The 24,604-nt window shown below is 38.9% G+C and carries 25 protein-coding genes; 13 read left to right on the top strand and 12 right to left on the bottom strand.

Going from position 1 to position 24,604, the window contains the following annotated elements:
• The first annotated feature begins 10 nt into the window (after positions 1 to 10).
• Positions 11 to 1,006, top strand: coding sequence for a GRP family sugar transporter (locus Q0X77_RS12340; RefSeq protein ID WP_297797798.1), 996 nt, complete (start codon positions 11 to 13; stop codon positions 1,004 to 1,006).
• Positions 1,007 to 1,102: 96 nt separating this feature from the next.
• The gene (locus Q0X77_RS12335) at positions 1,103 to 1,621 is read left to right on the top strand and encodes a ferritin (RefSeq protein ID WP_297797795.1); all 519 of its coding nucleotides are present in this window, start codon (positions 1,103 to 1,105) and stop codon (positions 1,619 to 1,621) included.
• Between the two features lie 73 nt (positions 1,622 to 1,694).
• Here the strand turns inward: Q0X77_RS12335 and ssb are convergent, their stop codons facing one another.
• Both ssb and Q0X77_RS12325 read right to left on the bottom strand, forming a co-directional pair.
• A complete protein-coding gene (ssb, locus tag Q0X77_RS12330) occupies positions 1,695 to 2,027 on the bottom strand; it encodes a single-stranded DNA-binding protein (protein ID WP_297797793.1) in 333 nt (110 codons plus the stop codon).
• Between the two features lie 214 nt (positions 2,028 to 2,241).
• Entirely contained in the window at positions 2,242 to 2,838 is a 597-nt protein-coding gene (locus Q0X77_RS12325; protein ID WP_297797792.1) for a hypothetical protein, read from the bottom strand.
• 295 nt (positions 2,839 to 3,133) lie between these two features.
• On the opposite strand from Q0X77_RS12325, the gene Q0X77_RS12320 reads away from it, so the two are divergent.
• The 5 genes from Q0X77_RS12320 (at position 3,134) to Q0X77_RS12300 (ending at position 10,670) form a co-directional block, all read left to right on the top strand.
• A complete protein-coding gene (locus tag Q0X77_RS12320) occupies positions 3,134 to 4,693 on the top strand; it encodes a M20/M25/M40 family metallo-hydrolase (protein ID WP_297797790.1) in 1,560 nt (519 codons plus the stop codon).
• Between the two features lie 3 nt (positions 4,694 to 4,696).
• Entirely contained in the window at positions 4,697 to 5,986 is a 1,290-nt protein-coding gene (locus Q0X77_RS12315; RefSeq protein WP_297797788.1) for a serine hydrolase, read from the top strand.
• Entirely contained in the window at positions 5,979 to 6,932 is a 954-nt protein-coding gene (locus Q0X77_RS12310) for a DUF6807 family protein (RefSeq protein WP_297797786.1), read from the top strand. The genes Q0X77_RS12315 and Q0X77_RS12310 overlap by 8 nt, the downstream gene beginning before the upstream one ends.
• 31 nt (positions 6,933 to 6,963) lie before the next feature.
• Entirely contained in the window at positions 6,964 to 10,110 is a 3,147-nt protein-coding gene (locus Q0X77_RS12305) for a glycosyl hydrolase (protein WP_297797784.1), read from the top strand.
• Between the two features lie 197 nt (positions 10,111 to 10,307).
• Entirely contained in the window at positions 10,308 to 10,670 is a 363-nt protein-coding gene (locus Q0X77_RS12300; RefSeq protein WP_297797782.1) for a hypothetical protein, read from the top strand.
• Between the two features lie 66 nt (positions 10,671 to 10,736).
• Here Q0X77_RS12300 and Q0X77_RS12295 read toward each other — a convergent pair whose 3' ends face one another.
• Positions 10,737 to 11,207, bottom strand: a complete 471-nt coding sequence (locus Q0X77_RS12295) for a CBS domain-containing protein (protein WP_297797780.1) — start codon at positions 11,205 to 11,207, stop codon at positions 10,737 to 10,739.
• Between the two features lie 118 nt (positions 11,208 to 11,325).
• On the opposite strand from Q0X77_RS12295, the gene Q0X77_RS12290 reads away from it, so the two are divergent.
• The 4 genes from Q0X77_RS12290 (at position 11,326) to Q0X77_RS12275 (ending at position 15,774) form a co-directional block, all read left to right on the top strand.
• Positions 11,326 to 13,557 carry a M28 family peptidase gene (locus Q0X77_RS12290; RefSeq protein ID WP_297797778.1) on the top strand — a complete coding sequence of 744 codons (2,232 nt, stop codon included), beginning with the start codon at positions 11,326 to 11,328 and terminating at the stop codon, positions 13,555 to 13,557.
• On the top strand, positions 13,554 to 14,363 hold the full coding sequence (locus Q0X77_RS12285; RefSeq protein ID WP_297797776.1) for an SDR family oxidoreductase: 810 nt from the start codon (positions 13,554 to 13,556) through the stop codon (positions 14,361 to 14,363). Before Q0X77_RS12290 ends, Q0X77_RS12285 begins: the two co-directional genes overlap by 4 nt.
• A gap of 122 nt (positions 14,364 to 14,485) precedes the next feature.
• The gene (locus tag Q0X77_RS12280) at positions 14,486 to 14,860 is read left to right on the top strand and encodes a hypothetical protein (RefSeq protein ID WP_297797774.1); all 375 of its coding nucleotides are present in this window, start codon (positions 14,486 to 14,488) and stop codon (positions 14,858 to 14,860) included.
• Between the two features lie 209 nt (positions 14,861 to 15,069).
• Positions 15,070 to 15,774: a hypothetical protein gene (locus Q0X77_RS12275; protein WP_297797773.1), complete on the top strand. Its 705-nt coding sequence runs from the start codon at positions 15,070 to 15,072 to the stop codon at positions 15,772 to 15,774.
• Positions 15,775 to 15,867: 93 nt separating this feature from the next.
• Here the strand turns inward: Q0X77_RS12275 and Q0X77_RS12270 are convergent, their stop codons facing one another.
• From Q0X77_RS12270 to Q0X77_RS12260, 3 genes are all read right to left on the bottom strand, one after another.
• The gene (locus Q0X77_RS12270; RefSeq protein ID WP_297797771.1) at positions 15,868 to 16,098 is read right to left on the bottom strand and encodes a hypothetical protein; all 231 of its coding nucleotides are present in this window, start codon (positions 16,096 to 16,098) and stop codon (positions 15,868 to 15,870) included.
• 93 nt (positions 16,099 to 16,191) lie between these two features.
• Complete coding sequence (locus Q0X77_RS12265) at positions 16,192 to 16,701, bottom strand: nuclear transport factor 2 family protein (protein ID WP_297797769.1); 510 nt, start codon at positions 16,699 to 16,701, stop codon at positions 16,192 to 16,194.
• Positions 16,694 to 17,188, bottom strand: a complete 495-nt coding sequence (locus tag Q0X77_RS12260; RefSeq protein WP_297797767.1) for a hypothetical protein — start codon at positions 17,186 to 17,188, stop codon at positions 16,694 to 16,696. Before Q0X77_RS12260 ends, Q0X77_RS12265 begins: the two co-directional genes overlap by 8 nt.
• 64 nt (positions 17,189 to 17,252) lie before the next feature.
• On the opposite strand from Q0X77_RS12260, the gene Q0X77_RS12255 reads away from it, so the two are divergent.
• Both Q0X77_RS12255 and Q0X77_RS12250 read left to right on the top strand, forming a co-directional pair.
• Complete coding sequence (locus Q0X77_RS12255; protein ID WP_297797765.1) at positions 17,253 to 18,203, top strand: NAD-dependent epimerase/dehydratase family protein; 951 nt, start codon at positions 17,253 to 17,255, stop codon at positions 18,201 to 18,203.
• Positions 18,204 to 18,279: 76 nt separating this feature from the next.
• Positions 18,280 to 18,984, top strand: a complete 705-nt coding sequence (locus Q0X77_RS12250) for a hypothetical protein (protein WP_297797763.1) — start codon at positions 18,280 to 18,282, stop codon at positions 18,982 to 18,984.
• 4 nt (positions 18,985 to 18,988) lie between these two features.
• On the opposite strand, the gene moaC is transcribed toward Q0X77_RS12250, so the two are convergent.
• From moaC to Q0X77_RS12220, 6 genes are all read right to left on the bottom strand, one after another.
• Positions 18,989 to 19,417 carry a cyclic pyranopterin monophosphate synthase MoaC gene (gene moaC, locus Q0X77_RS12245; RefSeq protein WP_297797761.1) on the bottom strand — a complete coding sequence of 143 codons (429 nt, stop codon included), beginning with the start codon at positions 19,415 to 19,417 and terminating at the stop codon, positions 18,989 to 18,991.
• Positions 19,418 to 19,419: 2 nt separating this feature from the next.
• Positions 19,420 to 19,863 carry a molybdenum cofactor biosynthesis protein MoaE gene (locus Q0X77_RS12240; RefSeq protein ID WP_297797901.1) on the bottom strand — a complete coding sequence of 148 codons (444 nt, stop codon included), beginning with the start codon at positions 19,861 to 19,863 and terminating at the stop codon, positions 19,420 to 19,422.
• 94 nt (positions 19,864 to 19,957) lie between these two features.
• A complete protein-coding gene (locus Q0X77_RS12235; RefSeq protein WP_297797759.1) occupies positions 19,958 to 21,001 on the bottom strand; it encodes an adenylate/guanylate cyclase domain-containing protein in 1,044 nt (347 codons plus the stop codon).
• Positions 20,998 to 21,372 (bottom strand): response regulator, encoded by a 375-nt coding sequence (locus Q0X77_RS12230; RefSeq protein ID WP_297797757.1) that lies wholly within the window; start codon positions 21,370 to 21,372, stop codon positions 20,998 to 21,000. The genes Q0X77_RS12235 and Q0X77_RS12230 overlap by 4 nt, the downstream gene beginning before the upstream one ends.
• 53 nt (positions 21,373 to 21,425) lie before the next feature.
• Positions 21,426 to 23,522 (bottom strand): ATP-binding protein, encoded by a 2,097-nt coding sequence (locus Q0X77_RS12225; protein WP_297797755.1) that lies wholly within the window; start codon positions 23,520 to 23,522, stop codon positions 21,426 to 21,428.
• A gap of 4 nt (positions 23,523 to 23,526) precedes the next feature.
• The coding region (locus Q0X77_RS12220; protein WP_366939214.1) for an ATP-binding protein at positions 23,527 to 24,604 on the bottom strand (1,078 nt) is incomplete at its 5' end.

Genomic DNA, 24,604 nt, shown 5'->3' with positions numbered 1-24,604 from the left:
TTTTCATCATATGTTTATAATAGAATCGTATCCCATGGCCGTTTTCTTCTGTATAATTACCATGTTAGCCTGGGGTTCATGGGCAAATACACAAAAACTGGCTTCTCCCGACTGGCGATTTGAGCTATTTTACTGGGATTATGTGTTTGGCATTGTAGTTTTCTCTTTGTTCCTGGCACTGACCGCGGGTAGCAGTGGAGATGCAGGTCGTCCTTTTTTGGAAGACTTATCACAGGCTAGTATGGAAAATTTAGGCTCTGCCTTTTTAGGAGGGATCTTGTTTAATGCAGCCAATATTCTGCTGGTAGCAGCAATCACAATTGCTGGCATGTCTGTAGCTTTTCCTGTTGGAATTGGCCTTGCCCTTGTCATAGGGGTAGTTGTAAATTATCTGGATATTCCCGTTGGGAATGCAACCATGCTTTTTGGAGGAGTAGCGCTGATTGTAATAGCTATGTTACTAAATGCCAGTGCGTACAAAAAACTTTCTGTTAGTCAGGATAAGGTTCCTACAAAAGGGCTGGTCCTTGCAGTGATCGCAGGTTTATTAATGGGATTCTTTTATAAATATGTGGCCAATTCAATGTTTCCGGATTTTACGAATCCCATCGAAGGAAAACTAAGTCCGTACTCTGCGGTATTTGTTTTTGCACTTGGCATACTGGCAAGCAATTTTATTTTTAATACGTTACTAATGAAAAAGCCATTTGAAGGAAAACCAGTAAGTTTTAAAGACTATTTCGCAGGTAGTCCCAAAAATCATTTTATGGGATTTCTAGGAGGGGCAATTTGGTGCCTGGGAATGTCCTTTAGCATTTTGGCATCAGACAAGGCAGGTCCAGCCATCTCTTATGGTTTAGGTCAGGGGGCTACGGTAGTGGCAGCTTTATGGGGTATTTTTGTCTGGAAAGAGTTTAAAGGAGCCCCAAAAGAAGTTCCCCGACTTCTTAACATTATGCTTCTGGTTTACATAATTGGACTAAGCTTGATAGTTCTGGCGAGATAATTATTTTTTTTGATCAATAAGAGCAACTATTAAAATATTGTCGTTATACAAGCCCTTCAATACAAGATTTTGTAACTTTGATAAAAACCAATTATCATGCTTTCAAAAAATATGGAAAAAGCCCTCAACGGCCAAATCAGGATCGAAGCAGAGTCTTCACAAGTATATTTATCCATGGCTTCATGGGCAGAGGTAAAAGGGCTTGAAGGAATTTCTCTGTTTATGTATAAACATTCCGATGAAGAAAGAATGCATATGTTAAAACTCATCAAATATGTAAATGAACGCGGAGGGCAGGCCACAATATCTGCTTTAACTGAGCCCAAAGCCGTTTTCGATTCATTTCAAAGGATGTTTGAGGATTTATTTGATCATGAAGTTTATGTCTCCAAAAGCATCAACGAGTTGGTACATGTTGCCCTGGAGGAAAAAGATTATGCAACCCATAATTTTCTTCAATGGTATGTTGCCGAACAAATAGAAGAAGAAGCACTTGCCCGTACTATTTTAGATAAAATCAACCTTATTGGAAATGATAAAGGCGGGCTTTACCTTTTTGACAGGGATGTACAACAAATCACTGTTGAAAGCGCAGCGGCAGATACTCAACAATAGAAAAGAGGATCTTTAAGATCCTCTTCTACAGTGTTAATTAAGGTTCCACCTTTTAAAATTCAGGGGATAGTATTTATTTTCCCAACATCACCAATTCATTACATTTAACCTCTGTGATGTACCTTTTTTCACCTTCTTTGTTTTCATAGGAACGATGAATAAGTTTTCCTTCCAGGGCCACTTCATTACCCTTGGCCAGATAGTTCTCAACGATCTCCGCCGTTTTACCCCATGCCACTACATTGTGCCACTGGGTATCTGTTACCTTTTCTCCTTTACTGTTTCTGTAAATCTCGTTGGTAGCTACTGAAAATTTGGCCAGTTTACCGCCATTATCAAGGTTAACAATTTCGGGATCTTGCCCCAGGTTTCCAATCAACTGTACTTTGTTTCTAAGTGCGTTCATAATTACTAATTTTAAGGATTAAACAGTTAATACTATCGGGTCTTACACTCCGACATTGCAAACATAGAACAGCCGTTTAGCGTTACTCGGTTGGGAAGTATTTATTTTCGTTTGTAACCGTTTGTAGTCGTTTGTAATCTATTCTTTAATTCCTGTTAATAGAAAAAAAAACCCGCCTAAGGCGGGGTCAAATTGTTAATTAAATAAGCCTTGGTCAGTCGACATCTGCACAAACTACAGAGTGAGCGATTAAATATACATGGCCTGTTAATCCATCTACAGTATATGAATCCATGGTTACGTTGTCCAAATTACCATGCTTGTAGGGATATTGACCGGGTGCCACGGTAGGAACCTCTACGCCATTTCCACGTATCTTCGTTGGATAAGGGTCGTTTCCGATATATAAGTGTGTTTCCTTGAACACAAAACCTTCCTTAGCAATGAAGTTTACATTGGCAATTCCTGTATGGCTATTGTACTCAAAATCAATAGTTCCGGCCAACACGCCTTTTGATACATCGCACTGTCCGGCTCCGGCGAAAATCCCGAAATTATGTATGCTGGTTGCCATCGGGCCGATAGTCCACCCCCATCGGTTAAAACCATCGTCGATAAAACAAGTAGTTAAATCAGCTGCACAGATTGCAAAACCCGTTTCGCACCCGTCCTCATCAGATTCTTCCTTAGAATCATCTTTAGAAGTTTTCGCGTTGATCGCATCCAATTCATTTTCCTCATACTGTTCGCTTTCACAGGAAACGAAGAAAAATATCGATCCAATTATAAATAGTAATCCCAGTTTTTTCATAAAGTTTATTATTGTGGTTTCCAGCAATTTGTGAAGAATGGAGTCCAATACCAAAAAAAACCCATAAATGGTTAAATAAAGTCGTGGTATGGCTTTATTGATTAATCGACCAACTATTCAGGTTCATAAAATGTCTTGCTATTGTACAGTTTGACCTTTAACACATTGATTCCCTATTTCTTAGGGTTGGATTAATATATACATGAGGAAACCAATTTTGATTTCGGATAATAGCTATTCTAATAATAGTAATTATTCCTATCTTAGGCTACTGTACATTAAGAGACATTATCCCATGATTAGACAACTTCCCCTACTCCTTATTCTGCTCTTTCTTAATCTTGCACCTCTGGTTGGTCAGTCTACAGAAACAATTGTAGAGAATATTCAAACAGAGGCCTTTGAAAATTCCCAGCTAGAGCAAATTGCACACGAATTAATGGATGTTATAGGTCCCCGCTTAGTTGGAACACCCCAAATGACTAAAGCACATGACTGGGCCGTTACGACTTTTAAGAAATGGGGAATTGATGCCCGCAATGAAGAATGGGGTACCTGGAGAGGTTGGGAACGTGGTATCACCCATATAGATATGGTCTCCCCCAGAGTTGTTTCTCTCAGAGGCACGCAATTGGCCTGGAGCCCCAGTACTACTGAATCCGGAATTACTGCAGAAGTAATAACAATTCCTGCAGTGGAAGATTCAATTGCCTTTGCTCAATGGTTACCCAATACAAAAGGAAAATTTGTGGCCGTTTCCATGAATCAACCCACAGGGCGACCTGATTATAACTGGGAAGAATTTGCTGCCGAGGGATCTTTTGAAAAAATGAAAACTGATCGTGAAGCCCAAATCAAGGCCTGGCAACAACGAATTAGAAATACAGCTTACAACAGTAGAACATTAAACAGCGCTCTGGAGGAAGCAGGTGCGGTGGGAATAATCCAATCCAGGTGGTCGAACGCATTTGGAGCAAATAAAATTTTTAGTGCAAATACCAAAACTATCCCTGTTATTGATCTTTCCCTGGAAGATTATGGGATGATATACCGGCTTGCCGAAAAAGGAAGTAAACCCCGATTGAAAGTAGTTTCTATATCAAAGGAGTTGGGAAGAGTCCCCACATTTAATACTATAGCCACGATCCCCGGCACAGAATTCCCTGACGAATATGTTGTCCTTTCGGCTCATTTTGATTCCTGGGATGGCGGCACGGGGGCTACCGACAATGGCACGGGCACAATTACCATGATGGAAACTGCCCGCATCCTCAGGAAAATATATCCTAATCCCAAACGAACCATTATTATCGGACTATGGGGTAGTGAGGAACAAGGTCTTAATGGATCCCGTGCATTTGTTGAAGATCGTCCGGAAGTAGTAACAGGGTTGCAGGCACTTTTTAATCAGGATAATGGCACCGGCAGAGTTGTTAAATTATCCGGACAGGGGTTCCTTCATGCTTACGAATATCTGGGACGCTGGCTTGAAGCCGTACCAAGGGAAATTCGCGATCATATTGATACCACTTTTCCGGGATCTCCTGGCCGTGGTGGATCAGATTATGCCTCTTTTGTAGCTAAAGGCGCTCCGGCTTTTTCATTAAGCTCTTTAAGCTGGAGTTATTCAAACTATACCTGGCATACCAATTTAGATACCTATGACAAGATAGTATTTGATGATGTACGCAACAACGCAATTCTAACGGCTATCTTAACATATATGGCCTGCGAAGACCCTGAGAAAACATCCAGGGAAAAAGCGGTCCTTCATACCAATCCAAGGACCGGTAAAAAACAAGAATGGCCAACACCCCGCCCTCCGGACAGATCAGGCGGACAAGATAAAAAGTAAATTATGAAAAAAATCACCTTCTTATTATGGTTGGCAATCGCCTCAATAGGTTTTGCTCAGACCCCTTCAGTAAAAATATCACGTGATCTTACGCCAGCATCCCCTGCAACGGTTGGAATGTCTGATAAAAGGTTGAGTCGTATAAATGAAATGCTTAAGAAAGCAGTAAAAGACGGAGATATTCCAGGAGTAGTGGCACTCATCGCCAGAGATGGAAAAATTGTTTTCCATAGTGCATATGGTTTAGCCGATAATTCAACTGGCAAAAAAGTATACAACGATGCCATTTTCAGGATTGCTTCGCAGACAAAAGCCATAACTTCAACTGCTGTAATGATGTTATGGGAAGAAGGAAAATTCAAATTGGACGATCCGGTGTCTAAATACATTCCCGAATTTAAGGATGCCCAAATTCTCGAATCTTTTAATGAATCAGATTCGACATACACCAGTATACCTTCAGAGAAAGAAATTACCATTAGACATCTAATCACACATACCTCAGGCATAGGTTATGGGGTAATTGACGGTGATCCAAGATTCAAAGCAATCTATCATAAGGCGGGTATTACAGATCTTTTTACTACAGAAGACATTTCCATTGAAGAAAGTGTAAAGAAACTTGCCGCACTTCCCTTGCACCATACTCCAGGCGAGAAATTTACCTATAGTGAGGGCCTGGATGTTCTTGGTTATTTTATTGAAGTTGTCTCAGGTTTACCTTTTGACAAGTTCCTTAAAACCCGGATTTTTGATCCTTTAGGTATGGAGGATACCTGGTTCTATTTGCCAGACTCAAAACACGACAGACTGGTAACTGTTCAACACAAAGTAGATGGGAAATGGGAAAAGTACCCCGTTACATTTTATGATACCGATTACCCGATTAAAGGAGCCAAAAGATTCTTTTCGGGGGGTGCCGGCCTGTCAAGTACTGCCAAAGATTATGCGACCTTTTTACAAATGTATCTGAATATGGGTGAGCTAAACGGTGTAAGATTGTTGAGCAGAACTACTGTTAGAAGCATAATGGGAAACCAGATTGGGGACATCTGGAAAGACGGACCCAAACATTATGGTCTGGCATTCGGAGTAGTTAATGAAAAAGGAGAACATTTGGGAGGTCTGGGTAGTGAAGGGACTTTTGACTGGGGCGGATATTTTAATACACAGTATTTCGCTGATCCGAAGGAGCAAGTGATTGGGATCCTTATGAAACAAACTCAGGGTACATCAAATGACAATACAGCCTGGAAATTTCGTCAGATGGTATTCAGTGCCATTGATGACTAGTAAACCATTTCTAAATAAATTGATCAAGCACTGCTTTTATTTTTGGCTGATTCTTTGTTTTCCATTAATTGGAATTTCCCAGCTCACTTTCACCGAGTCTGACCAAGGAATAGAAATAAAAGAGGCTGGTAACAAGGTACTTTTCTATCAAAAAGCAATTAAAACTGCAGATGGAGGATTCCCCCGTAACAACTATATTCATCCGCTCTATAATCTTAATGGCACTGAACTCACAGAAGATTTTCCCGGGGATCATCCGCATCACAGAGGCGTTTTTTGGGCATGGCATCAGATAATTGTTGGGACTTTACCATTAGGGGATGCGTGGGAATGTCGGGATTTTATATGGAATATAAATAAAACAGATGTTTCGTCAAAAGGTCAAACTTTGAAGTTATTTATTTCAACCCAATGGGAATCGCCCCTATGGCTTACGAAAGAAGGTACTAAAAAACCTTTTCTTTTGGAGAATACGACCATTAGTATTCACGCAAAAGAACATAATTATCGAATAATAAATTTTGAAATCTCCCTATTAGCGCTCGAAGAAGACCTGTCTATAGGGGGTTCAGATGATGAAAAAGGTTATGGGGGGTTTTCGGTAAGAATGAAGCTTCCAAAAAGTGTTCAATTTTCCTCATTTAATGGAATTGTTAGCCCAAAAATCAATGCGGTCCAGGGCGGTAACTGGATGAATATTACCAGTTCTTCAAATGGAATGAAAAATGCTTCAGGGATAGTGATAATTAGTCATCAGGGTTCTCCAGGGAGTAAACAAAGTTGGATTTTACGGAAAAAGGAAAGTATGCAGAACTGTGTTTATCCCGGCAGAAAACCGGTCCCGGTATCTACAACTGATCCTACTATTTTAAAGTATAGCCTCCTTATATATGAAGGCTTTATGACGGGACAGGAAATCCAATCAATTTATGAAAAACTGAAATAAACATTTATTATCTTACCACATATTTTTTATTATGAAAACCATCCAACTTTTTTTTCTATGCCTGTTCTTTATCCCTTTTAGTATACAGGCTCAAAAACGCAAAACTAAAAACAACACACCCTATTTTAAAGTTCAGGATTCGCTCTATCACGGTTTGAAATGGCGAAATATTGGACCATTCCGAGGTGGCCGCAGCGTAGCCAGTAGTGGAGTTGTTGGTCAGCCTATGACCTACTATATGGGTTCCACGGGAGGTGGGATTTGGAAAACTACAGATGATGGAATTACCTGGAAGAATGTTTCTGATAGTTATCTGAAAACCGGAACGGTTGGTGCAATTGCAGTTTCAGAAAGCAATCCCAATATAGTTGTTGCGGGTATGGGCGAACATGCTGCCAGAGGGGTTATGACTTCTATGGGCGACGGCGTTTATAAATCTACTGATGCCGGTAAAACATGGAAGCATATTGGTCTGGATAAAACCCGCCATATTTCAGATGTGATAATTCATCCGACCAATGCTGAAATCATTTTTATTGCGGCTCAGGGGGCACAGTATGGCCCGTCAGATGACAGGGGCATCTATAGATCAATTGATGGCGGAGCAAACTGGGAAAAAGTACTTTTTGTGAACAAAACAACCGGTGCCTCCTCTTTATCAATGGACATGAAAAACCCATTAATTCTTTATGCCGCTTTTTGGGAACACAGCAGATATCCGTGGACTATGACGTCTGGCGGTGAAAATTCAGGACTCTATAAATCTGAGGATGGCGGTACCACATGGAACAAAATGAAAGAAGGCATCCCTGAAGAATTTGGTAAAGCCGGGATATCTGTATCTCGTGCAAATCCGGAAAGAGTATTTGCCGTTTTGGAAGCCGAAGGTAAAAAAGGTGGCGTCTACAGGTCCGATAACGCCGGTAAAAAATGGACGCAGGTCAGTAAAGACCGAATAAATATTGCCCGCTCCTGGTACTATATGGAAATATTCGCAGATCCTCAGGATGAAAACATAGTTTATATCTGTAATGCTCCATTAACCAAATCCATTGACGGTGGTAAAACGTTTAGCCGTATAGCCACGCCCCATGGAGACAATCATCATCTTTGGATAAATCCCATGGACAATAGTAAAATGATTAATTCAAATGATGGCGGTGCAAATGTTTCTAACAATAAAGGTAAAAGCTGGAGTAGTCAGCAATATCAGCCGACATCTCAATTTTATAGAGTAATTACAGATAATCTGGTGCCTTATAATGTTTATGGAGGTCAGCAAGATAATTCCGCAATAGCAATTACAAGCCGGACCAATGATCAGGGAATAGACTGGAAAGACTGGTACTCTGTTGCAGGATGTGAAAGTGCTTATCTGGCTTTTGATCCCGATAATCCGGAAATTGTGTACGGTGGCTGTTATCAGGGGATAATAGAAAAATGGATAAGAGCCTCCAGGGAAGGTAAAGCAATTAAAGAATATCCCGAATTGGCACTGGGGAACGCCCCTGAAAACTTCAAATTTCGATATAATTGGAATGCCCCGATTATAAGTTCTCCTTATGACCGAAATACGATTTATCATGCCGGTAATGTAGTATTCAAAACAACAGATGGGGGAATTAGCTGGTCAGTAATCAGTCCGGATCTGACCCGTAATGACAAAAGCAGACAAGGACCCGGGGGTGGGCCTTATACTAATGAAGCTGCAGGAGGGGAGAATTATAATACCCTGATGTATCTCGTAGAATCACCCCATGAAAAAGGTGTCCTTTGGGCTGGAAGTGATGACGGCCTGCTGCATTTAACTAAAGATGGAGGTGAAAATTGGGTGAATATTACCCCTCCGGTTTTGGAAGAAGGAATTATCAACAGTATAGAGGTATCTCCTCACGATCCTGCAACGGCTTATATCGCAGTGATGAGATATAAGTTTATGGATCTAAAACCTTACATATTTAAAACAACCGACTATGGCAATACATGGTCTAAAATAGTAACCGGAATTACTGATGAACATACTTTTGTACGCGTAGTTCGGGAAGATCCAAAGCGGAAAGGACTTTTATATGCCGGCACTGAAACCGGTTTGTATATTTCGTTTAATGACGGTTTAAACTGGCAGCCTTTCCAGCTAAATTTACCTGTTGTCCCAATCAATGACCTTACCATCCAGGATAATGATTTGGTAGCAGCTACAGCCGGCAGGTCGTTCTGGATTTTGGATGATCTTGGGGCAATTCAGAATACCACAAAAAACAATACCGCGCTTACTATCTTTAAACCAAAAGACACCTACCTGCTCTTTGGTGGAAGTTCCGAAAAACCGATTCCCGGATTGGGTCAAAACCCGAAACAAGGGGTTACTTTTGATTATTTTCTGAATGTAGCCGCAGATAGCTTGAATCTTGAACTACAAGTATTGCACAACGGAAAAATAATCAGGACCATTAGTAACAAAAAACAAAAAGATTTTAAGACCTGGCCAGGTGGTCCGGCTAAACCGGTTGTTTTACCTTCTAAAATGGGATATAACAGATTTACCTGGGATTTCAGAAAAGAGACACTCCCCGCTGTTGATAAAGTATTTGTCTACGGAAATTATTCAGGCTCCAGGGTTGCTCCCGGTACCTATGTACTGCGTTTGACTTTGGATACAGAAGTAACGGAAACAGAAGTGACAATTCTGCCTAACCCAAAGGTAAAGGCTTCACAAGCTGATTTTGATGAGCAGCAAGCGATATTGGTTCAGATTGAGAATACCATTAAGAATATTCATGAATCTGTGACTCAAATGCGGTCGGCTAAAACACAATTAAATGCCTATGCAAAGCTCCTAAAGGATAATTCAGCTGCAGAAGACCTGCTGGATAAGGGGAAGGAATTAATAAAACGGATTGATAGTTGGGAAAAAAACCTGATCCAACCTAATCAAAAGACTTTTCAGGATGTCATTAATTACAACAATAAACTAAACGCTGAATTAATGTACTTAAAAGGGTTTGTTGATACTACAGACCCTAAGGTAACACAAGGCGCTAAACAAAGGCTTGATGAGCTCTTAGGTGATTGGAAAACCTATGAGGATGAGAAAAAAGCCATAGTCAATACTGAAATGGCTGCCTATAACAGCTTGTATTCAGACCTGGGATTACCTGCATTGATACTCAATGAATAAGCCATTGTTGTTAATACGAATTTTGGACATGCAGATTTGAGTACTGCATTTAATATTAAGTTTAACCTGGAGGAAAACCGGTTAACGAAAGCTCAATTCTCCAAAGATGGGGTTGTAGGGTTGCCTGGAAAATACGATATTGTAATGGTTTAGTGTAGGCACAACCTAAATGATCGTATTATTTACCTTTACTTCAAATGGAACATCTGCAAGAAAAAAAATGCCTTGAATGCGGCGAAATAATCAAAGGCCGGGTAGATAAAAAATATTGCTCAGACTATTGCCGTAATGCCTATAACAACAAGTTAAATAAGGATAGTAAGAATCTTGTTCGCAACATAAATAACAGGCTGCGTAAGAATTATAGGGTCCTGGATAGTTTTGTATTAAAGGATGGAAAAACACGAACGACTAAAACCCGTCTGATGGATAAAGGTTTTGACTTTGAATATATTACAAATCTATATACTACAAAAAAAGGTACAACCTATTATTTTGTTTACGACCTTGGTTATCTCCCCCTGGATAATGATTACTATATGATTGTAAAAAGGGAGTAGAACAATTACGTCCTGATACTAAAAATTGAAGAAATAAAACCCTGACCCGGGAATTGGTTTTTAAAACTACTTCCAATTATGACCACTGAGTTTTAGGGCAGCAATCACAATATCTTTTCGGCTTATCTGACCCACCAGCAATCCATCTTTCATTACCGGCAATCTTCTTCTTTTGTGTTTATCAAAAATCCCTGCTGCATCAAAAATACTCATATCATGCGGGATGGTTTCTACATTTTTGGTCATAAAACGTTCAACATTTGTATCGAGTATAGGTTGGTTGAAATAACGGCTTTCCGATATTTGTTTCATACAATCAGCCTCTGAGATTATTCCAACTAAAAATCCATTGTCGTCCATAACCGGCCCACCTGAAATATGATGTTTAGCAAACAATTCCATCACTTCCAGGATAGATTGTTCCGGACCAAATGTGACCAATTTCCTGCTCATATAATCTTCTACCAGTATCGGTGCATCATATTCCTTTTTGGACGAATCTTTGGCTCTTCGGCCCATAAAACTCTTTATCCCCATTGTAATTTCGTGATTAGGTTAATTCTAATATACATAATTCTGAGGTAAATATTGTAAATACTCGTCAAAATGAGTGAAATTAGTAGAATTATATAATTTTATCTGGTAAATCTGCACTATGAAGATATATAGCCAAATAATCTCTTTCCTTTTAATACTATTGGCCATTTACGTGAGTTTTGACACCGCTATGCCCAAGTATACACCGGATTTACAAAAGCCTAAAACCGATTTTTCTACTGACAGGGCTTTGCAACATGTCGAAGCCATCTCCAGACAACCACATGGGGTAGGTTTTGAAGCACATGAAACTGTAAAAAAGTACATTCTTGATCAATTGTCTCAAATGGGTTTGGAAACCTCCGTGCAGAAAGGATATACCGCAGGGGATTGGGGTAATTTTAGTAGGGCAGAGAATATCCTGGCAAAAATAAAGGGCGCTCAGCCCGGAAAAGCACTTTTGCTACTTTCACATTATGATAGCAGCCCTCATTCATCCTTTGGAGCCAGTGATGCCGGAAGTGGTGTAGCAACTATCCTGGAAGGTGTCAGAGCCTATTTGGCAAGTGGAAAAGTCCCTAAAAATGATATTATTATTCTTATTTCCGATGCTGAAGAACTCGGGCTCAATGGCGCAGATTTATTTGTCAACAAGCATCTATGGACACGAGATGTAGGCTTAGTACTCAATTTCGAAGCCCGGGGAAGCGGTGGGCAATCCTATATGCTCATTGAAACCAACCGTGGAAATGGAAAGTTGATTGAGGAATTCACAGAAGCAAACCCTGAATTTCCTGTAGCCAACTCATTGGCTTATAGTATCTACAAATTGCTGCCAAATGATACGGATCTAACTGTTTTCAGGGAAGACGGGGATATTGAGGGGTTTAATTTTGCCTTTGTGGATGATCATTATGACTACCATACTTCACTAGATAACTATGAACGTCTGGATAGAAATACTCTGGCCCATCAGGGGAGTTACTTAATGCCCCTTTTGAATCATTTTAGTCAGGCAGATCTGACCAATTTGAAGAGTTTAAATGATTATATCTATTTTAACGTCCCATTTTATAAGTTGATTTCTTATCCTTTTGATTGGATCTGGCCCATGTTCTTTTTGGCCTTGTTACTTTCAGGCATATTACTCTTTTATGGTTTAAAGATAAAACGCCTTAATCTTGCCGATATCGGAAAGGGATTCCTGCCGCTTTCACTGGCATTAGCTATAAACGGTATTGTAGGATGGTATAGCTGGTCTTTTCTAAAATGGATCTATCCCGGCTATAAGGATATTTTGCATGGCTTTACATACAATGGGCATTACTATATCCTGGCCTTTGTTCTGTTTTCCGTAGCCAGCTGCTTTTGGGTTTACAACAGATTCAAAAATATCAGTTTGGCTAATCTGTTAGTCGCACCATTGCTCATATGGCTACTAATTTGTTGGGGACTTTCAACTTATTTACCGGGTGCCAGTTATTTTATTATCCCTTTATTTGCCCTAATGGCATCCTTATTAATAAGCTTAAATCAGAGCAAAGCTAATAGCTATGTTTTCGTATTTCTGACACTTCCCGCACTTTGGTTTTACAGTCCATTTATCCATATGTTTCCAATAGGTCTTGGATTAAAGATGATGGTAGCATCCACTGTTTTGACAACCCTTACTTTTTTATTACTTCTTCCGGTTTTTTCATCTTATAAACATAAAAAGCGCATTGCCTATTTAGCATTTTTATTATTTCTTGGCTTTATGATTTCTGCGCATGTACAGTCGGGTTTTACCAGTGAAAGGCCTAAACCCACAAGCCTGGTGTATATATTAAATACCGATCAAAACCTGGCACAGTGGGCCACTTATGACAACGAACTTTCAACATGGACTTCTCAATATCTGGGAGAAACCAATAAAAAGCACGGTAGTCCTGCGGCTTTTAAGATTAGTAGTAAATATGCCACCGGATTTACCTATATGGCAACTGCCCCCATTAAAGAAGTTTTATCGCCAAAAAAAATCAACGACAAGCACATCGAAACCATAGTGAAACAGATGATGCAAAAAGTTGAAATTTTGGATGCGAAAATAAATAATGTACCATTATCCGATTATTATCTTTCCAAAAGGAATGGCGGTAAGCTAATTACACATTACATTAGTAATAATGATTTTACTGAAATACAACTAAGCATTCCCAAAGATGAATCTTTAGAGCTAACCTTATACGAGGCCTCAAATGATCTGCTTGATAATCCTTCATTCACAATTCCTGAAAGACCTGAAGCGACCATTCCCATGCCCTTTGTACTTAATGATGCTGTTCTATTGATTAAAACGATCAAATTTTGAAAAATACAATAGGAATTATCGGATGTGGATGGCTTGGCCTTCCACTAGCCAAATCTTTAATACAAGACGGCCACAAGGTACATGGGAGTACGACCAATGCGGACAAATTGAATCTCTTAAAGAAGGAAGGAATAAAGCCCTTTATTATCATTTTAGGCGAGGATGCCGTTACCGGCCGGATTGAAGAATTTCTGGACCGGGTTGATATCCTTATCCTGAATATCCCCCCGGGGCTCAGGGGTAAGCATAAAGAGAACTTTGTTCTTAAAATGAACCTTTTGCACACTGAAATACAAAAGTCAAAAGTTAAAAAAATAGTATTTGTTAGCAGTACTTCAGTATATGGAGCAGTTGAGGGTGAAGTGACTGAGGAAACCCTTCCAATGCCCGTAACTGAATCCGGAAGACAGTTATTGGAGGCTGAAAAGATTTTTAAAAACGACAAAACTATTCAAACGACTATCCTTAGGTTTGGAGGTCTTATAGGTCCAGACAGACATCCCATTGACAAACTGTCCGGCAAAAAAGGGCTTAGTAATGGTAACGACCCAATTAACCTGATACATCTGGATGATTGTATTCATCTTATAAAGACAATTCTCGAGAATAACTGGTGGGGACAGATATTTAACGGCGTTTATCCAGATCACCCCACGAAAAAAGATTATTATTACGATATGGCCGACAAAAAAATGCTTCCAAGGCCACAATATATGTCCGGTATGACCACAAAAAAAGGGAAAACAATAATAAGTAGGAATTTTCTTATTAATGATGTTCAGTTTTATACTGGAATTAAACCGTAATTCACAACACTTCTGGGCACTTTTACAACAAAAACATCGATAAAAGGTTAATTTATAACGTTGATTATCAGCTTTTTATCGATTATCCGTATCTTTGTGTAAACATTAAAACCCAAAATGTCATGGAAAAAACAGATTTAAAGGGGAGGATTTTAATGGAACTGGAAAATCTTATCTCCCGGAGTTGCGCCAAAGGCAAAATCACCAAAAATTATCAGAGTTTGCACAGAGCGATAGTGAAGAATCATTACAATGCTGTTGATGTGTCTATTGATTATCACAGGAGAAGAATAAAAATGGATCTAGTCATGAACAATACAGATTATAATCCAAGTAAAGTTAATTTAAGACTGCCTACATTATATGCCAACTTCTTTTTTAATAATTTATGTGAATTTTTGAAATCTTGCGTTGATCAAGACAATAGAAGTCTTGGATTTTATTCCGGATTGCTTAAATCATATTCCAAAAAAGAGGAAGATATTGTAAGCGTATAAATTTCACCAACTAATAACCACCAAATTAAAAGGGATGTTAACAAGCATCCCTTTTTTTCTATACGGTAGTCTCTAAAATTCCTGCCTGGAGTTAGGCCATAAAACATCTTTTTTAGTAAGAAAGTTGCCATCTTACTGACTTTTAAGAATATCCTTATACAAAGACCAAAAAAAATGTGTTAGTTTTGCCGCACGAAAAATATACGATAATGAAAAAGTTTGTATTTATTGGTTTAGTAGGATTAACGTTTGTATACAGTGGATATTCACAAACCTCTTCAGAAATAACAGAACATTTTGAAGCCTATTACAAGGAAATGAAAAAGCAGTCCGACATTAACGGGGTTATCAATGCTTTGACACATTTGAACGTTCTTTCTCCTTCTGTTGAAAGGAGAGATACCCTGGCATATGTTTATGCCAATAATAATCAGCATCTGCAGGCACTAAATACCATTGGGATAGAAAAGAACGATGCTGATTCAGATCTTGCGGTGAAGGTTAAGGCAATTTCATTAAAAGCCTTAAACCAACCCAAAAGGGCATTAGAACAATTTGAAGTTTTGTATTCGAGACAACCAAACGCGTATTTGGCTTATGAATTGGCAGATCTGAAGATTCAGACTGGGGATAATACAGGTGCACAAAAAGATATTGAATATGGCATTCTTAATGCCAAAGATGATATGAAATACGCCTTTTACGAAAGACAACAACCCTATGAGGTTTCCTTAAAAGCTGCCTTTTATCATTTAAAAGGTCTTGTGCAATACAATATGAACCATGAAGATATTGATATGGCTATAGCTACTATTGATGAAGCACTAAAACTTGATCCTAATTTTAATCTGGCCAGCCTAAGCAAACAGGCACTTGAATCCAGAAAAACACCGGCTGAGGTAAAAGAAAATTAGCATTATTTATTAAGAAAAGTATCAAAGCGGGCCGTTGTAGCCCGCTTTTTTTATACCTGCGATCATAGGGATATGATATCTTTCAATCATCTCTTAAGAAGAGCCAATTCCTTGCCTTTCTTCAATTAGTTGAAATAATAAATCTAAACTATTTCTCGTGTTCTTAACTAATACCCTTTTAGCAAAGAGGGCTATTATTAGTTTCTTTACCAAAGATTTAATTTCCCAAAATATTTCTATTTTCAAATTACAAGAATCTGCTGTAATTGGACTTAGGGTATAAAATTGATATACAATATCTGTATTGGGAATACTTTTGGTCATTTCACCATAGCTATATTTACCCGGTTCAACCTTTTTTTAACCGCCACAAACTGTTCTCCTGAATTATTTAGTGTGGTAAGCAGTCCCCATACTTTAATAATCCTTAATATTACCGGAGCTTTTCTCTAACATGAATAAACTATCCTTTTCCTTTTTTAGTTCGATAACTTGTTCTACGTTATCATTAGGGATAGCTATGGAAAGGACATAATGTTTAATTCGCCATGTTCCATCTTGTTTTTGAAGCACACCTGAACCCCTGCAAATTTTCATGCGCGTATCGAGTAATTCATCAAACCAGGCCAGGGTCTTTGATTCATCTAAATAAATATTTCGTTCAATGGCCGTAAAACTCCAGGCCTTACCCCTATCAAAATAAGGTTTTGAAAAAGTCCTGAATTCCTCATTTTGCCAATTTTCTGATGCATCAGTGCCTATAAAAACCCCATCATCTGACAAGATCCCAAAATAGGTCTCAAAATCTGCTTCAGAAGCCGCTTTATGCCAGTTATCAATAATATCATTTATGCGCTCCTTGCTATCTTGCTGAGCCAGTAATTGCCCTGCAAATAGGATTGCTATAATCAGTATTGCCTTATTCATCTAAAATCATTTTTGTATCCAAGTTACTATTTACCAGTACATTCAATTGATCGCGCATTCCATTATAGGCATTAACCATTTCTATTGTAGCTTCCATAGGATCCTTTCGGTACTCCAGTGTAGCCTTTACTTTTAAGACATAGGTTTTAAAGACTTTTTGCCGGCTTTTTACCTGCGGATTATCAAAAATCTCGGGATATGTGGAAGATGCTAATGCGTTTTGCTTTTCCAAAAATTCATCTATAAGCAGAATAAGTTCTTCATAATTTTCAACGGAGTACAGGGCATCAAACGCGACATCCAATTCATTAAATTCTAGCCATGGCTCAAGAATTGCTCTGGTACCCCCATTCAATATTGATTTTTTGGGCAACTTTTGAACGTCAAATTCAAGCGTATTCATTTTGTCAACCTGTACAGTATCTGCTTTATTCCCACAAGAAAACAACAGTACTAATGTTATCCCGAAAACAAAGAATTTTCTCATAAGACGAATGTACAAATTTTAATAAAGGCTATCTTTACCTGGGAATTTTATTTACTTCCTGACTATGCAAAAAACTATCTTGATTTTAGGAGCCTGCGGGCAGATTGGCACAGAGCTTACTCTGGCTTTACGTGAATTGTTCGGTAATGAACAAGTTGTGGCCAGTGATATTCGCGAAGGCAGTGAAAGTCTAATGAACTCCGGCCCATTTGAATTACTTGATGCTACTAATTATGAAGCCATAGAGGATGTCGTAATGTATCATGAAGTTGAAGAAGTATATTTAATGGCTGCAATGTTAAGCGCAACAGCTGAAAAGTTTCCTGAAAGAGCATGGAATTTAAATATGAATTCCCTTTTTAATGTTCTCAACCTGGCCAAAGAAGGTAAAATTGAAAAAATTTTCTGGCCATCAAGCATAGCTGTTTTTGGTCCAAATACGCCAAAAGATAATACCCCCCAAAATACAATAATGGAACCCAGCACGGTTTACGGAATAAGCAAACAATCCGGTGAAAGATGGTGTTCCTATTATCACCATAAATTTGGTGTAGACGTAAGAAGTGTAAGATATCCGGGGCTTATTAGCTGGAAAACACTCCCGGGAGGAGGCACTACAGATTATGCTATCGAAATTTATCACGAAGCATTGAACAAAGGCAGCTATAGCTGTTTTCTGAAAGAGGATGTAAAACTCCCCATGATGTTTATGGATGATGCCATTAGGGCGACTATAAAACTAATGGATTCTAAGCCGGAACAATTAACGGTCAGATCTTCTTACAATCTGGGGGCAATGAGTTTTTCACCCGCAGATATTGGTGATAGTATAAGAAAACACATCCCCAATTTCAAGATATCCTACAACCCGGATTTCCGACAAAATATTGCAGAATCATGGCCGAGAAGCATCGATGATTCTTTAGCTAAAAAAGATTGGGGATGGGAACCGAAGTTTAATCTGGAAAATACTACAACAGAAATGTTAGAACACCTGCCTTCACAAAGCTTTTAAGTGTTTGTTTCTTCTTGTGATAAACCAATTTTTACATGGAAAATATCCGTATTTTTAAACTTATAAATGTATTATTATGAAATGGACTATTTTGCTGTTATCACTATTAGTTTTTACAAATATTAATGCTCAGATTTCTCCCGGGATCTATCATGCCCGGGAAAATCTGGATAGTCTTAGCCTTACACATGAACTCAAAATTGATGACAATTATTTTGTTCATACCATTTATTCAAAATCGCCCGCAGGTTTTGTAAAGTCACTAGGCGGTTTTTATACCCTGGACGATAAGGTATTAAATGTAAAGCTCGAATTCAATTCTAATTATGAAGAGGATACAGTAACCTCTATCAACATACCGGTAGAATTAGTAGAAGAAGGCTTGGTTTTAGATGGAAATGACGATCTGGTATTTAAAAAAGACCCTGATTTTAAGCAGCCACTGGATGGAAAATGGCTTTTTGCATCGCGTGGTCCGGATGAAGGACAGGAACGACGCGGAGAAAGTAATGCGCGAAAAACAATGAAATTTTTGATGGATGGACATTTTCAATGGATTGCCTATCATACAGAAACTTTTAAATTTTCGGGTACGGGGGGAGGAACATATACTGCAAAAGATGGGGTCTATACCGAAAATATTCAATTTTTTTCCCGGGACAACTCCCGGGTAGGAGCTCAACTTAATTTTACTTATGATATAAAGGGAAATGACTGGCACCATAAAGGTAAAAACAGCAAGGGCAAACCCATGTATGAAATCTGGGCTGCCAGAAAATAATGTTTTAAGATAGTTTAATATCTGATTTGCCTCCCGTTTTCTGCAGTAGTTTAATAGCACTTATTTCCACACCTTTATCTATTGGTTTGAGCATATCGTACATATTTAGTGCAACAATGCTAGCCCCATGCATAGCCTCAACCTCCACACCTGTTTTGTAGTTGGTTTTTACGGTGATCAATACTTTGATCTGAAGTCCTTCTACTTCGTAATCAATGTCTGTATACTCAATGGGTAATGGATGGCAGTCCGGTAAAAGGTCTGAAGTCTTTTTCACTCCCAACAATCCCGCAGCTTTGCTCATGACAAATACATCGCCTTTGGGTACCTTTTTGTTCAGAATGGCCTCTATAGTATTTTTAGAACTTACTTGCACAATAGCCTGGGCAACAGCAGTCCTTAATGTATTTTTTTTATGTGTAATATCTACCATCCTTAGCTGTTTACTTTCCATTGATAGGAATCATCTTCAAATAATTCCTTTCCAAAAACCGGAACCTGTTTTTTAATTTCTTCAACAACTTCATGTAAAGCTTCAAATACCTCTTTTCGATGAGGGGAGGATACAAAAACAAACAAGCAGATTTCGCCCTTTTTCACAATTCCTCTGCTATGGTAAATATGCAGGCAACTTAAATCAAACTTTTTGAAGGCAGCTTCCCTGATTTCATGAAATTTTAGATTGGCCATTTCCTCGTAAACAGAGTACTCAATGGCCTCAACTGTCTTTCCTTCTATTATGTCTGCCCTTACCTGACCCAGAAATATATCATGGGCTCCAATCTGTGTCTTTGTCTGGTGCTTTGCAATAGCCTTTGCAATAAATTCAGGACTTATCGCTCCATCTATAAATACGTCTTTAATTTGTGGCTCTTCCATGTTTATTTCTAATACTACGAAGGTAAAGAAGATTTGGGAAATTAGACTCATTCCAAATTTACCCCTTAAATCTGGTAGGATTCATTTTTATGGGTTATTCCAGAACTTCATACACATTAAGTGGGGCTGCCTTATTCTTCATGTTAATACTACCCACTTTTTGGCAACGAAAAGATTCTTTAACTCCATCATAACAATTCTCGCAAATTATGATTTGATTTTCTTTAGCAGCATCCTGCAAGCGGGCAGCAGTATTTACGGTATCCCCGATTACAGTATAGTCTAATCTTTTTAAACTTGAAGAGCCAATATTCCCGGAGACCATCTCACCACTTTTAATGCCGATTGATACTTTCGGACTGTAATTTGAGATCCCCTCAGGTTCAGGAAGGTTACCGATTTTTTCACGCACAGCCAGAGCGGCATCAATGGCCCGATCTAAATGATATTCTCCCCTAAAAACGGCCATAATTGCATCCCCGATAAATTTGTCTACATAACCTTGTTGGGCAATGATCTCCTTCACCATCATATCAAAGTAGGTGTTTAACATATTTACAACTACATCGGCCGGGGTGCTCTCACTTATAGCCGTAAAACCGCAAACATCTATAAACATCACTGTAGCCTCAATATTTTCATTGGCCATTATGGTAGTTTCATATTCCTTGCTGCCCATAAAGTTTAATACATTTTCGTCTACGTACATCTTTAAAATGTTGTTCTCTTTTATGGCCTTAAGTGTATCTTTTATTTGCCTTACATGTTTTAAGGTTTTTTCCATGGTTATGGTAAGATCTTCAAAATTGATGGGTTTGGTGATAAAATCAAAAGCACCTCTGTTCATCGCTGTACGTATGTTTTCCATATCACCATAGGCCGATACCATCACCGATTTCAATAATGGGTTTAGTTCATTGAGTTTGCTAAGCAAAGTGAGCCCATCCATTTCAGGCATATTAATGTCGCTAAGCACCAGATCCATATTAGGATGGGTGTCTAGTTTTTCCAGTGCGTCTATTCCATTGATAGCAAATACAAACTCATATTCATTTTGCCTTATCTGTTTTCGGAATTTTTGTTTGATGAGCACCTCAAGATCAGTCTCATCATCCACCACCAGTATTTTTGAAGTCATATTATCGCTTTTAATTTTTCCTTTAAGATACCAAATTCTAATGGTTTGGTGAGGAAATCATCCGCTCCCAATCGAGCTGCTGTATCTCGGTTGTCCTGGTCCCCATAGGCAGTGATCATCATGACCAATGGGGGCGGTTTATCATAGTCCTCCCGAATTTTTTCCAAGAGCTCCAAACCGCTCATTCCAGGCATGTTAATATCAGACAAAATCAACACTGCCTTATGCTCCATTTCCCGTAAAGTATCCAATGCTTCTTCACCCGAAAAGGCAAAGACAAAATTAAGTTCGTTTTTCCGTATCTCTTTACGAAACCGTTGCTGAAACAACAGTTGTACGTCCCGTTCGTCGTCTACTACTAAAATTTTCATAGGTCTTATGATTTATTGTGAATTCGCATTGATTTTTTGGGCTTCTTATTTTCCTATTTACTGGGTAAAACCACGGTAAACGTTGTTCCTTTTCCTTCTTCCGATTCCACTTTTAATTCTCCACCATGTCCTTTGGTCACTATGTCATAACTCATACTAAGACCAAGGCCTGTTCCCTGCCCGGTGGGCTTCGTGGTAAAGAAAGGTTGAAATATTTTGTCCAAAACTTTTATTGGTATTCCATTGCCGTTGTCTTTTACTGATATCAAAACCTGTTCACCTTTCTTTTTAGTGCTGACTGAAACGATGGGTTCATAACCTTCAGGTTGTTTTTGTTTTCTCTCAGATACCACACTTCGACTGCGCTCAGTACAGGCATAGAATGCATTCGTGATTAAATTCAAAATCACTCTTCCAATATCTTGTGGAATGACATTCAACTTACCAATACCTTCTTCAAAAGTAGTTTCAAACTTCGCATTAAAGCTCTTGTCCCTGGCACGTAAACCATGATAGGCCAGGCGAAGATATTCATCCGCCAATGCATTGATATCGGTGGGCTCTTTTACACCACTACTGCTGCGGCTGTGTTGCAGCATGCCTTTTACAATAGAATCGGCCCGTTTACCATGGTGATTTATTTTTTCAAGATTTTGTTTGATGTCGTCCGCGATTGCTTTAGCTTCTTTCAGATCTCCTTTCTCTATTTCTTCGTTCATCTCATCAATCAACTCATTGCTGACTTCTGAAAAATTATTCACAAAGTTCAACGGGTTTTGGATTTCATGGGCAATTCCGGCGGTCAATTCCCCCAAGCTGGCCATTTTTTCGGACTGGATAAGTTGGGATTGGGTTGCCTTTAAATCGGATAGTGCTTCTTCAACACTTTTTTTCTGTACTTCAATCTCTGTTTTTTGCTTTTGCAACAATTCATTTGCCTTTTTTCGGTTACGGTTATTCCTGTATAGTAAAAAAGAAACCAACAACACTACGGCTATGCCCGCAAGCAATGTATATGTTCTCATTGTGTTTTCTTTTTCAATCTTTTCCTTTTCAAGTTCTTTTAACCTGAGTTGCTCATCGAATCCCAGATTAAAGAATTTATTTTTCTTTCTGGGGTCGTTAAGACTGTCATTGGCGGTAAAGGCGAGTTCTTGGTAAAAAAAGGCGCTGTCTATTTCATTTTGGGCTTTATATGAAGTCGATAAAGACCTGGATGCGTCCAGAATTCCCGGTAGTTCACCCACATTTTGATAAATCTTTAGTGCCTTTTTTCCATAAACAAGGCTGGAGTCTAGTTCATTCGTTTCTCGCAATAAATCTGCCATAAATACATAGATATTGGCTGCAAAAGGGAGGTTATTTTGTTTCAGGTTAGTTTGGATTCCCTGATAAAAATATTTTTTCGCAGTATCGTACTCTCCTTTCTTTAAATATATTTTTCCAATAAATTCAAAAATTTGACCTCTGTATTTTTTATATCCAGACTTGTCGGAATAAGCAATTGCCATTTTTTCAAATACCAGGGCTGAATCCAATTTATTGAGCGCTATATAAGTACCTCCCAACATATGAGCACCAAAATGTGAAAATGTTGGATCGTTTACTACCTCAGCAAGTTTGAGGCATTCCAGATAGCTTCTTTTTTCTTGTTCAATTTTTTGATTAGCTCTATATAAATGACCGCTCTGAAGGTTGAGATTTGCTAAAACAAGCAACCTGGCGTAATGTGGATTCCTGCTTTTTGAAAATTTTGTTATTTGCCAGATATTCTTTTCGCATTCGGGATCTTCTGCAATTTTTAAACCCTGTAACAGTGCATTTAATGACTCAATAAAGTTTCCGCTTTTTGCCGTGGCATAAGTTAACAGCGCATACCCATCTGCTTCCCATAATTTTAATTTTAAATTTTTGGCTAGAGATATCTGTTGTTCAAAAAAATAGATGGCAGTGTCTTTTTGGACTTCCAAATAATGTAATCCCAGGTCTCTGCTGAATGACATACGCAAGGTATCATTCGATGTGTTTTTTAATACCAGTTGAATACTGTCGGCCTGTTGCTGGCTCAACTCGGTTAAATAGTCGTCGTTCTGAGCCATCAAAAAAGCCGGTAGCAGAACTAACAACAATATTTTAAAAAAGTGTTTCATAAAGTTAGTTCAATAATGGCAAGTGAATTATAAATTCCGTCCCTTCCCCTTCTTTGGTCTTCACTTTCAACTCACCCCCGTGCGCTTTTACAATATCATAAGATAAGGATAATCCTAATCCTGTGCCCTGCCCCGTTGGCTTGGTGGTAAAGAAAGGTTGAAATATTTTGTCCAAAACTTTTTTTGGTATTCCATTGCCGTTGTCTTTTACCGAAATCAAAACCTGCTCGCCTTTCTTTTTAGTGCTGACTGAAACCGTTGGTTCATAGTTAACCTCCGGAGCCTCCACCTTTTCTGAGGCTTCGCCGGATAAATTGGCAACAGATGACTTCTCATTCACCACACTTCGACTACGCTCAGTACAGGCATAGAAGGCATTTGTGATTAAATTTAAAATAACCCTTCCAATATCTTGCGGAACAATATTTACCTTGCCAATGCCTTCATCAAAATCTGTTTCCATAGTTGCATTGAAAGATTTGTCTTTGGCCCTAAGACCATGGTAGGCCAGTCGTAGATATTCATCGGCGAGGACATTAATATCTGTAGGTTCTTTTTGCCCGCTGCTGCTTCTGCTATGCTGCAGCATTCCTTTGACAATACCATCTGCCCTTTTACCATGGTGGGTTATCTTATCCAGGTTTAGCTTAACATCCTCTGCGATGGCCAGCGCTTCCTTAAGGTCGCCTTTCTCCAATTCTTCGTGCATTTCCTCAATAAGTTCAACACTTACCTCCGAAAAATTATTCACAAAGTTCAAGGGGTTTTGTATTTCATGGGCAATCCCTGCGGTAAGTTCTCCCAAAGACGCCATTTTTTCGGATTGCACCAACTGTGTTTGAGTGGTTTTTAATTCGGTTAAAGTGGTTTCCACACTCTGTTTGGCTTTTTCTAATTTGGTAAAGTCCTCGTACCGGGCATAAGCAATAGCAAAAGCATCGGCCAAAGATTGTACGGACTCTATCTGGTCTTCCGCCAAAGGCTCTACATTCCCAACATACAACATACCCTGGGTAAAGGGAACAAAATGCAAATGGAGCGATTCCGGGGGCTGCTCAGCTCCCTGATAGACCTTTATGTTT

The organism is uncultured Eudoraea sp. (assembly GCF_947258925.1).
Taxonomy (GTDB): Bacteria; Bacteroidota; Bacteroidia; order Flavobacteriales; family Flavobacteriaceae; genus Eudoraea.
The sequence above is the reverse complement of the archived record's forward strand: the minus strand, read 5'-3'. Positions and strand labels throughout refer to the sequence as shown.